This is a genomic window from Paenibacillus sp. NPDC056579 (assembly GCF_042793215.1).
Taxonomy (GTDB): Bacteria; Bacillota; Bacilli; order Paenibacillales; family NBRC-103111; genus Paenibacillus_S.
Window position 1 is genome coordinate 69370 of record NZ_JBHTVD010000012.1, and the last position, 12841, is coordinate 82210.

Sequence of the window (12841 nt, forward strand, 5' to 3'; positions counted from 1 at the left end):
GATCTCCTGTCCGATCGATCTTCGTAAGGCTTGACTGGAGAGTGCCTCCACCAACCGAAATATATAATCAAAACACGAGTACCTAGGTATCTCAACAAGCCCAACCGGAGACATGAGTATCATGTTGTTCCGGCTTTTTCTATTCTTGTCTTGGCAGGTCCGACAATCATACCGCCCATCTCGAACCTCCTGGATAAGGGCACCCTCGTTCCTTAAGCAGCGCCCGGACCTGCACGAAGCAGCCGCAATGACGGCATGTATGCGAATCGAGCAGCGATTCGCAATCCTGGCAGCGCGCCAATCTTTGCTCGTACACATCGTCCGGCACGCAATCGGATGGCGTGCGCCGCACGACGTCGGTCAGGCGGACGATTTGCTCCGCCGTGACTTCCATGGCGCCGGGACAGCCGCGGCACGGTCGCGTCGCCATAGCCATCAACCTAGGGTCAGCAGGACTACGGACATCGGCGGCAGCACCGCACTCACCGCTCCGTCCTTCAGCTCAGCGCCCGTGAATTCCACCGCTTGCACGGCCGCCGGCTCCGCAAACGTGTTATGCGCGTTCATGCGCTCCGACGTGACGATCCGCCCGGCAACCGCCGATCCCGTACCGGCATCGGTCTCCGCTCCCCGCAGCTCCAACCGGACGGAGGCTTCCGCCTCATGATCGACGTTGCACAGCGTAATCCGCGTCCGCCCGTCCGTTCCTTTCGAAGCCGAGACGCTGATTTGCGGCAGTGTCGCCCCTTCATACGTATACGGCTCCGATTCCAGCACCCGTACATCCAGCAGCTCCGCATCCTGATGACCTTGGAACAGGTCGAACACATGATAGGTCGGCGTTGTCACCATAGCTCCGCCTTCCGTCAAAATCATCGCCTGAAGCACGTTGACCGTCTGGGCGATGTTGGCCATCTGAACCCGGTCGCAGTGATTGTTGAAAATATTCAGCGTCACCCCGGCGACCAATGCATCGCGCAGCGTATTTTGCTGGTACAGGAAGCCCGGATTCGTTCCCGGCTCAGGATCGAACCAGGTGCCCCATTCGTCGACGATCATGCCGACCCGCTTCTCCGGATCATATTTGTCCATGATCGTCGCATGCTTCGTAACCAGCTCATTCATCGCCTGCGCTTTGCGGATGGTCGTGAACCATTCGTGGACCTCGAAGTCGGTCGCCGAGCCCTTCTTCTGCCACACTCCCGGAACCGTGTAGTAGTGCAGGCTCAAGCCGTGCATATGCCGGCCCGCCTCGCGCATGAGCACCTCGGTCCAGTTGTAATTAAAATCGTTCGCCCCGCCCGCGATTTTGTACACCTTGTTCTCGCCGAAATTGCGCACATACGTCTGAAACTGCCGGTATACGTCCGCATAATATTCCGGCCTCATGCTGCCGCCGCAGCCCCAGTTCTCGTTGCCTACGCCAAAATATTTCAGCTTCCACGGCTTCTCCCGCCCGTTTCTTCTACGCCAATCGGCCATAGGAGACTCTCCGTCGAAGGTCATGTATTCGATCCATTCCTGCATTTCCTGCACCGTTCCGCTGCCCACGTTGCCGCAAATATACGGCTCGCAGTCCAGCAGCTCGCACAACCGCATAAATTCGTGAGTTCCGAAATGGTTGTTCTCAACCAGTCCGCCCCAATGCGTGTTGACCATGCGCTTGCGGGTTTCCTTCGGCCCTACGCCGTCCTTCCAATGGTACTCGTCCGCGAAGCAGCCTCCCGGCCAACGAAGAACCGGAATATTGACCTTCTTAAGCGCTTCCAGCACGTCGTTGCGGAAGCCTTCCGTATTCGGAATCGGCGAATCCTCCCCTACCCAAATGCCTTCGTAAATGCATCGCCCGAGATGCTCGGCGAAATGGCCGTAAATATTTTTGTTAATGGTGCCCCGGGTGATGTCCGTGTTAATAACGATGCGAGTTGTCACGAGAATCGTCCCTTTCTCCATGGTTTGCATGCCAGAGTTTAATTAGATTAATAAATATGTAAATTTAAATAACGAAAACATTAACAACTAATAGTTAATCACACACGAAACCCTTTGACAAGTCTCTTTTGGCTTAACAATGTTGACTTTGTTGAATTTATGTTTATATTAATTACATAGACAAGGTTTCATTTCTAGCCGAATGGGAAGAAGGAGCATCGTATGCTAAAAGCTACAACAGACTCTGTTTATTTGCCCTTGTACGAGGCGCTGGCGAGCGAGGTTAGGCTTCGCATTGTGCAAATGCTGGCGGTACAGCCTATGAATATAAAAGAAATCGCCCATGAGCTCAAGCTGAGCAGCGCGATCATCACGATGCATATCCGCAAGCTGGAGGCGGGCGGGCTCATCCGGACGCAGCTCGTCCGCAAAGAGGGCGGTACGCATAAAATGTGCTCCTTAGCCATAGAGCGCATCCAGATCGACCTTCCGCACAGCGGTACTCCGCAGCGGCATGTGTACGAAAGCGTCATTCCCATCGGGCACTACACGGAGTTCGACATTCATCCGACCTGCGGTCTTGCGACCAAGGAGAAGGTGATAGGGCAGTTCGACGATCCGCGGTATTTTATGGAGCCGGAACGGATGCATGCGCATATCCTCTGGTTCGGCAAAGGGTATGTAGAGTACCGCATTCCGAATTATCTGCTTCCCGGCCAGCAGCTGGAGGAGATCGAAATTACGATGGAGCTGGGCTCGGAAGCGCCGGGCGCGAACGACAATTGGCCGTCGGACATACGCTTTTACTTGAACAGTGTGCCCCTCGGTCAATGGACCAGCCCCGGAGATTACGGAAGCAGCAGGGGACGGTATGCGCCGGACTGGTGGTGGACGGGACTGAATCAGTACGGACTCTTGAAGGTGATTCGCATTCAAGAGGACGGAACCTTCATCGACGGGCAGCTTATGTCGGAAACCGGCTTGGCCGACCTGCCGCTCGACCGCAATCATTGGACGTTGAGGCTTGCGGTGGAGGAGGATTCTACGCACGTCGGTGGCTTGACGATATACGGCGAAGGCTTCGGCAACTACAGTCAGGATCTGCTGTACCGCGTGTATTATCGCTGAGCATAGTCGGCTGCGGCTACGGATTCAGCTGTATGTTCAACAACAAACAGCGCCGGGAAAGAACATGACTTCATGTCCGTTCCTGACGCTGTCTTTTCATTCTATGATCTTTCGATAGAGTGCTCTATATGCTTTTACGTCTTCCGTCTATACGTCTATCGAATACACGTAAAACCCGCTTCTTTTCTCCCAGCCTACCGACGACCAGAAGCCGTTCCCTGCCTCATTATCTTCTAGAACGAACAGGTGGCACTTGTCGATCCCTTCTTTGCGCAATTGCTCCAGGCTCGTTTGCACCAGCTTGTTGCCGAGCTGCTGTTTCCGGCAATCCGGATGTACAGCCACGTGATAGATGTACCCTCTTCTGCCGTCATGCCCGCACAGGATGGTTCCGACAATGGTTTGATCCTGCTCGCCAACGTAGCTTAAGCCCTTGTTTCTGTCTAAATAGCTCTCGATATTGTCCCGGGAGTCGGCATTGCTTAACGCTAGCCCCTCAATGCTGCTCCATAGCTCTATCATTTGCTCGTAGTCGCGGATGGTCATTTCTCTGATCGTGATCATAACGATTGTTCCCCTCTAGGTGATGTATACCATGCCTTTGCTGTGAAAAAAAAGCCGCCTATCCAATCGCGGAAGTCTCATTCCGCCGCAGGCTGCTCGATGTACACTCTTTTATATCCCTACAGTTATCATACTGCAAAATTCATGCCAATAACAGACTGGTAATTAATTTCTTATCGCCGATAATGGGTATATGTCCGAACAAAACAAAAGTTGGAAGCGGAGGTATGAAAATGAAAGTCGGAACTGCACGCACAATGGCGACAGAATGGGTTATACGGCAGGCCAGCCGGGAGGCAGGATTTATCGGGGCCTATTTCAGCGGATCGACGACAGGACTGCCCGATGATGCGGAGCTGTCGGCCTCCTCCGATATCGATGTCATGATCGTCACGGATCAAACCGAACCCCCGCTCAAGCTCGGGAAGTTTACGTACCGAGGCACGCTTGTAGAAGCAACGTACTTGTCGTTGAAAGAGCTCTCCTCTACTCAGGAGGTGCTCTCATCCCATCATTTGGCGAGCAGCCTTCGTCTCGATACGATCATCGCCGACCCGACAGGACAGCTGCGCAGCCTGCAAAGCGAGGTATCGCGCCATTTTGCCGAGTCGGTCTGGGTGCGGCGACGGTGTGTGAATGTGCTGCACAAAATCGAAAGCGGACTGCGTAACACGGATAATTCCGCGCCTCTGCACGATCAAGTGACGTCATGGCTATTCCCAACGGGAATCACCACGCATGTGCTCCTGTTAGCCGCACTACGCAATCCAACGGTAAGACTCCGCTACCTCGCCGCACGTAATGTGCTGCAAGAGTACGGCTTGGACAGCGTATACCCGGAGCTGCTGGGGCTGCTCGGCTGCGCCCATCTGACACCGAAGCGCATAGAGCAGCATGTCGACGGGCTCGCCCGAACCTTCGATGCCGCTGCGGCCGCAGCCAAGACGCCTTTCTTTTTCAGCACGGACATCTCCCCGGTATCTCGGCCCATCGCTATCGACGGGAGCTACGAGCTGATTCGGGCCGGCAACCATCGCGAGGCGATATTCTGGATCGTCGCCACCTACGCGCGCTGCCACAAAATATTGGCCGCCGATGCGCCGCATTTGCAGCATGAGCTCGCTCCGGCATTCGAAGCCGTCATCGCCGATCTTGGCATTGCCACAAGCGATGCACGTAAACGCCGAGCCGACGAAGTCATCCGTTTCCTTCCCAAGCTGCGGGAAACTGCTGAGGCGATTATGCTGGCCAACCCGGACATCGTGAACAAGTAATAAGGACTCGACACGCATGCTAAATCGCGTTCCTTACACCCTCCCGTGATAGTGATAAGGGACGGTGCCGCCCGGTTTTATTTTCAATGTATCAGGCAGGTAAGGCATGAGTTCATTGGCCGTATGCAGATCCATCCACCTCACTTCTTCAATGTCGTTGTCCGGATCCAAAATGCTCATGTCCCCGCCTACGATATTAGCCAAGAAAGTAAACATGATCGCGTGATGTCCCCTCTCTTCGAACAACGCCTCTCTGACCGAATACAGACCGGCGATCTCAATATCATAGCCGGACTCTTCCTTTGCTTCACGTATGGCGGCTTGCTCCAGCGTCTCTCCTTCCTCTACAGCGCCGCCCGGGATGCTCCAATAGGAGGAGTCTCCTTTTTGATTTCTCACCATTAGTATTTTTTCATTGGACGAATCGAATATTAATGCGCATGCCACATTCACTCTAATCACCTGGCGCACCTCCAAAAATAATGACGACACAAAACAAACATAAGCAGACTGCCGCAGCAGTCCGTCCGTTACATAATTCACCGGTTATTTTATCGTACCATAAAGCTCCGCCCGAGTGCTCCCTGCTTTTCATATTTCCGCATGCCAAGCACAATGCTTACAAAAGAAAAAATCCGGGGATAGGTTCCCGCGGATTTTCCTAGAAGCGCTGCGGTTCGTCAGCGCAGCGGTATGGATTTAAACTCTTACTTCTTCATCTTAGCGTCATAAGCTGTTTGATAGATTTCCAAATAGCGCTTCAAATTCATATTTTCCAGGTTTTTCAGGTAACCGTCCCAATCTTTATCCAAGTTTGCATCCCCGATGATAAAGCGGGCGATCATTTCCTGAACATGGTCCGTTATCGTTTTCTCCAGATCTGCGAGCTCCATAGCCTGATCATTGGTGAAGAACATTTGCGGCAGAACGGTATTCAAATTCTGTTTGTAAGGCTCATAGTTCTGTTTGGTTTGGTTATACAGGATCGTCTCTTGCGGATTTTTCGGATCGGCAACCTGGCCTAACCGCAAATCATTGGTTCTGAGTGTCGGTGCGGTTTGCGACCAGGAGACATTTTGTACCGTCGGCAGGATGACATCGGTCTTTTTCCAAATGGCCGGTTTTCCGTTAATGCCCAGCTCGCTTTTATCGGCGTATTTCCACTCAACATCCAGTCGGCCAATCGTTTCACGCATTGTCATTTCTTCATTGTACAGCAAATCTGCAAGCCGGAACGCGGCTTCCGGGTTTTTACTAGCTTTTGTAATAATAAAACGTCCTTGTCCCACGCTGTTGTTAAGCGGTGTAATTTGCACTCCTTTTGGTCCTTTAAGCGGCGGAACCGCAACTACATCAAGCCATCTGCCGCTAGGTCCGTTAAATGTCGTGAATACCCCGTTATGCTGAGCGATGGCCGCTCCTAGAATGTTGATGTCCGGATTTTCCCCCATCTGTCTCGCCTGATCTCTATCCTGCGTGAACGATTGCGGAGCGATCAGTCCTTCGACATACAGCTTATGCAAGTAGGCCAAGCCATCTTTCCACTCCGGCTTATTGTAAGGGACATCCACTTTCCCATTGTTTACAAACAGCCGGTTCCAGTTGTTTTGTCCGACCCCGTTGGCGCTCGAGTCCAGAATAAAAGCATTCATAATAAATGAATCGATATTTACGTTAGGACCTACAGCCGCCCCTGCCAAAGGAATCTCATCCGCCTTGCCGTTGCCGTTGGGATCCTTGGTCTTGAATGCTTTCAGCACTTCGTACAGCTCGTCGGTCGTCTTAGGTACAGCCAGTCCCAGTTTGTCCAGCCACGGCTTGTAGATCCACAGCTTCTGCGACATGGAGCAGTGGAAGCATTCGTTGACCATAGGCAGTGCATAAATCTTGCCTCCCGGCGCCGTAATGGCTTCTTTGACTCCCGAAACCTTTTCGAACATTTTCTTCGTCTCGACTCCATATTTGTCGATGTAAGGAGTAAGGTCAAGGAAATCCCCTTGAGTTCCATAGATGAGCTGCTGAGTAGGAGAAACTCCGAAGCCCATAATCACATCAGGCAAATCTCCGCTTCCCAGTACGAGATTCAGCTTCTCTGTAGCCGATTTCTCCGGAGCAACATCCCATTCGATATGAATGTTCGTCTTCTCTTCAAGAAACTTGGTAAATTCATTTTTGGAGAAATCCTCTACGAACGGACTTCCCTTCACAAGAACCTTTATCGTCGTCTTTTCATTCGTGATCGGCAGCTGTCCGGCCGGATTCACCGTTACCTGCTGTGATTTCCCTGAAGCTTCTTTGGAATCTCCTTTATCCGCACAACCGCTTAGCAGCGTCGTGGTAGCTACCGCCAAGCCCAAGCCTACCGAAACCCATTTTTTCATCTGCATGCTGTTAATCCCCCTTTGAATTTTGCCAATCCATGACCACGTCATCCTATAGCGTCTTAGCCTTTTAACGAACCGATCATAACACCCTTCACAAAATGCTTTTGTACAAACGGATATACCACAAGCAGCGGAACCGATGATACTACAATGAGCGAGTATTTTAACAAAGACCGCAATCCTTCCCGGCTCGCTTGATCCTCTAAGTTGGATAACATGCTTACATCCACCTCGTTTTGTACGAGAATCTCCCTTAACACGAGCTGAAGCGGATACAAAGACGGCTGTTTCAAGTAAATCAAGGCATTAAAATATTGGTTCCAATACCCTACGGCCGAGTAGAGCATAATGACGGCAATAATCGGACCCGATAGCGGGATGACGATTTGCCATACGAATTTAAAATCATTGCAGCCGTCCAATTGGGCAGCCTCCAGCAATTCATCCGGTATCGTCGTCTTGAAATACGTACGCGCAATAATGACATTGAACACACTCAGGGCGCTAGGCAAAATCATGGCCCACACCGTATTTAACATGCCTAAATCTTTTACCAGAATATAGCTTGGAATCAATCCGCCGGAAAAAATCGTAGTAAAAACGAACAACAGCATGAAAGCGTTCTTACCGAACAAGTCTCTTCGCGCCAAAGGATAAGCAGCCATAACCGTCAAGACAACATTGATCAAGGTTCCCGCAACCGTATAAAATACGGAGTTCCGAAACGAGCTCCAAATGAGCTTGTGCTTGAAAACCGCAGCATAGCCTTCAAGGCTTGGCTCAACGGGCCACAGCCATACTCGTCCCGAGGTCACCGCATTAGGGCTGCTGAATGATGCGCTTACAATAAATAGAAGCGGATACAGCACCGTGATGAGGAATAGCGCAAGGATGACATAATTGATAATGTTAAACCAACGGTCGGTTCTGCCTTCTTTTATATTGATGTAATCCATCTCGGTTTCCTCCCCTCTTCGGATCTACCATAGGCTCTCCTGCTTCGCTCTTCTAGCGATGGAGTTGACTGTCACAAGCAGTACCAAGCCTACAACCGATTTGAATAAATTGATCGCCGTTGAGTAAGAGTAATTCATCGCTTGGGAAGCAAGCCCCACCTTGTACACGAACGTATCAATAACTTCGGATGTCCGTACGTTCAGTGAATTTTGCATCAACAGTACCTTCTCGAAGCCGAGATCAAGAATGTGCCCCGTATTCATAATCAGCAATATAATCATGACCGGGATAATACTCGGAAGGTCGATATGGAACATCCGTTGAAATTTGTTGGCGCCGTCAATGACAGCCGCTTCGTGTTGAGCCGGGTCTACTCCGGCAAGGGCGGCCAAGTAAATGATGCAGGAGAAGCCCACGTTCTGCCAAATGCCGGACCAAACATAGATCGAGCTGAAATATTCCGGAATCGCCATGAAATTGATCGGTTCAAAGCCGAGCTGGACCAGCAGCAGATTCACAAGCCCTTTGCGCGGGTCAAGCAGCTCCAGAATGATGCCTACCATAACAACCACGGAAATAAAATGCGGTGCGTAGGTAATCATTTGTACTGTTTTTTTGAAAAACTGGTTTTTTACATAATTCAACGATAACGCCAAAATGATTGGAAACGGGATCCCGGCAAGCAAGCTATATATGCTAATGATCAGCGTATTTTTCATCAGCTTTCCAAACTCATAGGAATTGAAAAACCGGATAAAATGCTTGAAGCCTACCCACTCGCTTCCCGTAATTCCCTTGGATGCAATATAATCCTTAAACGCGATTTGCGCTCCATACATAGGATAATACTTGAATACAAGGACGTAGATAACCGGAAGCGCGAGCAAAGTGTACAATTGCCAGCTTCGCTTCAGCTGCTTCCAGCGGGAAACCTGCTGACTTCTGGTCTTTGTTACACTGCCGTGTTCCGCCTTTACCGTTGCAACCGCTTTCGTCATGCGTTTGTCTCCTTTCTTTTCTGAATACGTTCATCATAAGAGGAGCGGCCAGAAGACGGTAGAAGAAAGCGTATAAATGCTGTGCAATAGTTAGGATTTTACCTTTTGCACTTCGATATTTTCTATACAAAAGTAAAGAAAAACGGCTTATTCAGCCGTGAGCGTGTTGAGAAACCAATGAAAATCGAAATTTATTATATACTCCGGTGGGATATGCCCCTCCAGCCGCTGTTGAAGCCTGTGATTCTGATTAGAATAAGCGGTATTTTCACAGGTTTCAAAGGCGGGCGTAAACTCCTCCGAGGCATATTTTCACCTACCTATTACAAAAATTTCGAGAAAATAAGGCTTCTCAACAGTCTGCCGGCTTATTCAGCCGTGTTTTTCGGCTATCAGCTTCTTATAAACGGTAGGACTAACTCCATGCAGCCGTTTGAACGCTCTGCTAAACGTACTGTGCGAGCTGTAGCCGACATGCTCGGAAATCTCGTTTACCGTTTGGCCTGTCGAATGAAGCAGCACTTTGGCCTGCTCCATACGAAGATTCTCTAAATAATCCGAGAAATTAATGCCGGTTTGCTCTTTGAAAAATTGGGATAAATACACTTTGGATATCCGCATTTGATCGGCTACTTTGTCAAGACAAAGCTCGCTGTCCATATACGAGTTTTGAAGCAAGGAAATTATCGTCTCGATCAGCTCTACATTTTGACTCTTCTTATTTTCGTTCGCGTTGTCACATACCCATTGGAACGTAGCTTTAATCGATTCAAAATTTTTGCACATGCCGTCGTAGGAATCGTTGCTGCCATGCAGCGCAGTCATTTGGTTGTACACGTTCTGAAGATCGAGCTCCATCTGCGGCAGCAGCTTTACCAGGCAGCCCCACATTTCGAACAGAAACAGCTTCATAACCGATATCGACAGATGCCGGTGCTCGAAGTTTTCGCGGTATAGCTCGTCCAGTACAAAGCGGACCTCGGTTTGATCTCCTGCTTTTGCCAAGTGAATTAATCGAGTCTCGACATCCTGAGGAAAGTAGTAATGGTTCATATCGGTAGGGAGCTCGTCATACCATAGTCCCCCTTCTTTGTTGTTCCATATTTGCGCATTTAACGCTTCACGTGCCTGCTCATAAGACCGGGAAATCCCTGTGAGACTGTCACACACCCCGCCCATGCCATATACAGGCACAAGCTTGAGCTGATCGGCAATGTTCTCTTTCGTTTCCTTCAGCTTCTGCTCGACATAATCTTTGTAGAACCCGACTTGCTCCTCTTTATAAATAAAAAGCACGGCAAATTGATCATCGGCTATATCATATACGAAGCCATCGTAATCCATTGATTTGCGCAGAGTCTCTTTGGCCAACACCCGCTTCATATCGAGCTCCTCAAGCAGATCGCTGCTGTAGCCATTATCGAAGCCTCGTAAATGGACGATCGTTACCATATAGGACATCCCTTGCAAATCCAGTCCGACATGCTTTAGCAGCACATCCGCATCGCGTGCAGAGACGAATTGACCGTTAAGAAGCCGCTGAAAATACGCCGCCCGCAAAAGAGGAACCTGTTGTGAGATCTCGGCTTGGAGCCGATGATTATTTTGAAACAGACCGCTGACCGTTTCACCTATAAACCCTAAGGCATCCCGCTGCTGTGAAAGCGCATCCGTTTTTTCCAATATCATATTCACAATCTTCCGAAGCGGACGGCTGTTGCGGTATGCTAATACATAAGCGATGAAAATCCCTGCAACGAGGAACACACAGGCGAAAGTAAAAATAATTTTTTGGATATAGCGAACCTTGGCTAATACGACAGACGTCGGCTGCCCGACCAAATAAGTCCATCCGTTATAGCTGGATTTCGTATAGGTAACCATCATCGGTTTGGCATCCAGCTCTTGTTCTATTACTCCTTTGGAGCCCGTTAGCTGTTTGATATCAAAGGGGAGATCCGTTCCCGTTCCGGCAGACAAGGAACTAATAATTTTACCTTCATTGTCTAATATATAAGCCCAACCGCCCTCCGAAATATGAATCCCTTGAAACAGCTTCTGAATCTCCCTCTGATCGATCATTACGGCGATAACCCCCTGAGGACTCCCCGGGTACCCAATCGATTGGAGATAGGTGAGCATCGAATACGGTATCCCTTGCAGCGTTACGTCTTGGGCGGGCAGCATATGCCGCGTATGGAATTGATTAGCGATTAGGGAGGACCACTTTTTAGCATCGATTTCATTATAGTTGGCAACCGTTTTAAAAAAATGCTCATACGTGTAGCTTGCCCCCGGGGTAAACACCATTTCGCTGTTTTTAAACAAGACGTAATAATTAAAGACGAAGTTGTTGGACAGCTTATAATCGTATAGGCTCTTGTTCATGTCCATGATTCGGTAAGTATTCGTCCCGATAAACGGGTTGACGACCGGTTGAAACTGAATGATTCGCGTATCTGCCGCGAGCTGCTGGGTAATGGAAGCCAGCTCCTCCAGCCTTCGATCCAGCACATCCTTACTTTGTTCAAGCAGGTTCATATGACTCTCAGTCGCTTCTCTCTCTATCAATACAATCGTCTTCTGATAGATCATCCAGCCGATCAACATGGCAAATATAAGAAATACAAGATATGGAATGAGAAGACGGGCAAATAGACGGTGCCTTCCCTTGGCACGTATTGCATCGCTTTTTATAAGCAACGGAGATACCCCCAATTCAAATGGACTCCAGCTTGATGAGCTGCTGCCGGACCCTGGAGCTCGCTAGTATTTTAGACTCATTTTCAAAATGTAAGTGCTTCCTTTCACACATTATACCATATCTTCCTGTCGAAAATTGACGTTAAATAATCTTTTAAGATGGTTTACTAGAGTGAACAAAAAAGAGCTTCACCTTATTCAGATGAAGCCCTTAAAGAAATATTCCTTATGTATAAAAGATCAGCCGCACTCTCTGCTCCTAAATCCTTCTCGCCAGCTTCAGAACAAACTCCGGCTTCGTAACATAATCCATATAATGGATAGCGCCTTTGAAATCCAAATAGGCTTGATATCGCGTCCGGATAGCCGGAGACGAAATCATATCGAGAACTTGCTCCTTAGAAACCCAGCAGCTTTCCGATGTTTCCTCCGATGTGCATAATTGGCCCCCTACGGGTCTGCAAATGAAATCGAGCATGACTTTTGTCGGAACGTCGGTAACGCCGTCATGCCATTTGTAGCCGGAAGTATTCGAGTACACTCCGATCAGCTGTTCAACAACCGTATCGATCCCGCTCTCTTCTTTGATCTCTCTGCATAATGCATCGATCAGATTTTCTCCCGCCTCCACCTGCCCGCCGGGATATACCCAACCATCATTGTGGGTTTTGACCAGCAGAATTTCTCCTTGCCCGTTCTCTACAAGCCCTCCGACTGCTACAATATGAGTTGGCATTGCCATGGTCATTACCTCCTAGAATTAGTTTGTTTGAGACGTTTTCCACCTACCTTCTATATTTGTATATATTTCCACCTGCATCAATGGGCGGCTCCTGATAACTGCCTCACTTTGATTTTATGAGCTTGGCGGGCTATCTTTACAAAAAAAGCTGCAGCAGAG

The 12841-nt window shown here is 49.4% G+C and carries 11 protein-coding genes; 2 read left to right on the top strand and 9 right to left on the bottom strand.

Going from position 1 to position 12841, the window contains the following annotated elements:
* Nucleotides 1–166: 166 nt before the first annotated feature.
* Together ACFQ88_RS32610 and ACFQ88_RS32615 are read right to left on the bottom strand one after the other, a co-directional pair.
* Nucleotides 167–430: a DUF6171 family protein gene (locus ACFQ88_RS32610; RefSeq protein WP_379461060.1), complete on the bottom strand. Its 264-nt coding sequence runs from the start codon at nt 428–430 to the stop codon at nt 167–169.
* Between the two features lie 5 nt (nt 431–435).
* Nucleotides 436–1932 carry an alpha-N-arabinofuranosidase gene (locus ACFQ88_RS32615; protein WP_379461062.1) on the bottom strand — a complete coding sequence of 499 codons (1497 nt, stop codon included), beginning with the start codon at nt 1930–1932 and terminating at the stop codon, nt 436–438.
* A gap of 222 nt (nt 1933–2154) precedes the next feature.
* Between ACFQ88_RS32615 and ACFQ88_RS32620 the strand changes: the two genes are divergently transcribed.
* Complete coding sequence (locus tag ACFQ88_RS32620; RefSeq protein ID WP_379461066.1) at nt 2155–3060, top strand: ArsR/SmtB family transcription factor; 906 nt, start codon at nt 2155–2157, stop codon at nt 3058–3060.
* Nucleotides 3061–3207: 147 nt separating this feature from the next.
* Here the strand turns inward: ACFQ88_RS32620 and ACFQ88_RS32625 are convergent, their stop codons facing one another.
* The gene (locus tag ACFQ88_RS32625) at nt 3208–3624 is read right to left on the bottom strand and encodes a GNAT family N-acetyltransferase (RefSeq protein ID WP_379461073.1); all 417 of its coding nucleotides are present in this window, start codon (nt 3622–3624) and stop codon (nt 3208–3210) included.
* A 233-nt stretch (nt 3625–3857) separates the two neighbouring features.
* Here ACFQ88_RS32625 and ACFQ88_RS32630 point away from each other — a divergent pair, with 233 nt between their 5' ends.
* Entirely contained in the window at nt 3858–4898 is a 1041-nt protein-coding gene (locus ACFQ88_RS32630) for a hypothetical protein (RefSeq protein ID WP_239629655.1), read from the top strand.
* A 33-nt stretch (nt 4899–4931) separates the two neighbouring features.
* On the opposite strand, the gene ACFQ88_RS32635 is transcribed toward ACFQ88_RS32630, so the two are convergent.
* The 6 genes from ACFQ88_RS32635 to ACFQ88_RS32660 form a co-directional block, all read right to left on the bottom strand.
* A complete protein-coding gene (locus ACFQ88_RS32635; protein ID WP_239629657.1) occupies nt 4932–5360 on the bottom strand; it encodes an NUDIX hydrolase in 429 nt (142 codons plus the stop codon).
* Between the two features lie 245 nt (nt 5361–5605).
* The gene (locus tag ACFQ88_RS32640; RefSeq protein ID WP_379461077.1) at nt 5606–7285 is read right to left on the bottom strand and encodes an ABC transporter substrate-binding protein; all 1680 of its coding nucleotides are present in this window, start codon (nt 7283–7285) and stop codon (nt 5606–5608) included.
* A 56-nt stretch (nt 7286–7341) separates the two neighbouring features.
* A complete protein-coding gene (locus ACFQ88_RS32645) occupies nt 7342–8238 on the bottom strand; it encodes a carbohydrate ABC transporter permease (protein WP_239629662.1) in 897 nt (298 codons plus the stop codon).
* Between the two features lie 24 nt (nt 8239–8262).
* Complete coding sequence (locus tag ACFQ88_RS32650) at nt 8263–9237, bottom strand: ABC transporter permease (protein ID WP_379461079.1); 975 nt, start codon at nt 9235–9237, stop codon at nt 8263–8265.
* Nucleotides 9238–9609: 372 nt separating this feature from the next.
* Entirely contained in the window at nt 9610–11940 is a 2331-nt protein-coding gene (locus tag ACFQ88_RS32655; RefSeq protein WP_379461081.1) for a helix-turn-helix domain-containing protein, read from the bottom strand.
* 259 nt (nt 11941–12199) lie between these two features.
* A complete protein-coding gene (locus ACFQ88_RS32660; protein WP_379461087.1) occupies nt 12200–12682 on the bottom strand; it encodes an NUDIX hydrolase in 483 nt (160 codons plus the stop codon).
* Nucleotides 12683–12841: the final 159 nt, after the last annotated feature.

Excerpts from the sequence above, each read along its gene's own strand:
- ACFQ88_RS32625 (WP_379461073.1), bottom strand. The coding sequence starts at position 3,624 with ATGATCACGATCAGAGAAATGACCATCCGCGACTACGAGCAAATGATA.
- ACFQ88_RS32650 (WP_379461079.1), bottom strand. The coding sequence starts at position 9,237 with ATGACGAAAGCGGTTGCAACGGTAAAGGCGGAACACGGCAGTGTAACA.
- ACFQ88_RS32660 (WP_379461087.1), bottom strand. The coding sequence starts at position 12,682 with ATGGCAATGCCAACTCATATTGTAGCAGTCGGAGGGCTTGTAGAGAAC.
- ACFQ88_RS32630 (WP_239629655.1), top strand. The coding sequence starts at position 3,858 with ATGAAAGTCGGAACTGCACGCACAATGGCGACAGAATGGGTTATACGG.
- ACFQ88_RS32610 (WP_379461060.1), bottom strand. The coding sequence starts at position 430 with ATGGCGACGCGACCGTGCCGCGGCTGTCCCGGCGCCATGGAAGTCACG.
- ACFQ88_RS32645 (WP_239629662.1), bottom strand. The coding sequence starts at position 8,238 with ATGGATTACATCAATATAAAAGAAGGCAGAACCGACCGTTGGTTTAAC.
- ACFQ88_RS32620 (WP_379461066.1), top strand. The coding sequence starts at position 2,155 with ATGCTAAAAGCTACAACAGACTCTGTTTATTTGCCCTTGTACGAGGCG.
- ACFQ88_RS32640 (WP_379461077.1), bottom strand. The coding sequence starts at position 7,285 with ATGCAGATGAAAAAATGGGTTTCGGTAGGCTTGGGCTTGGCGGTAGCT.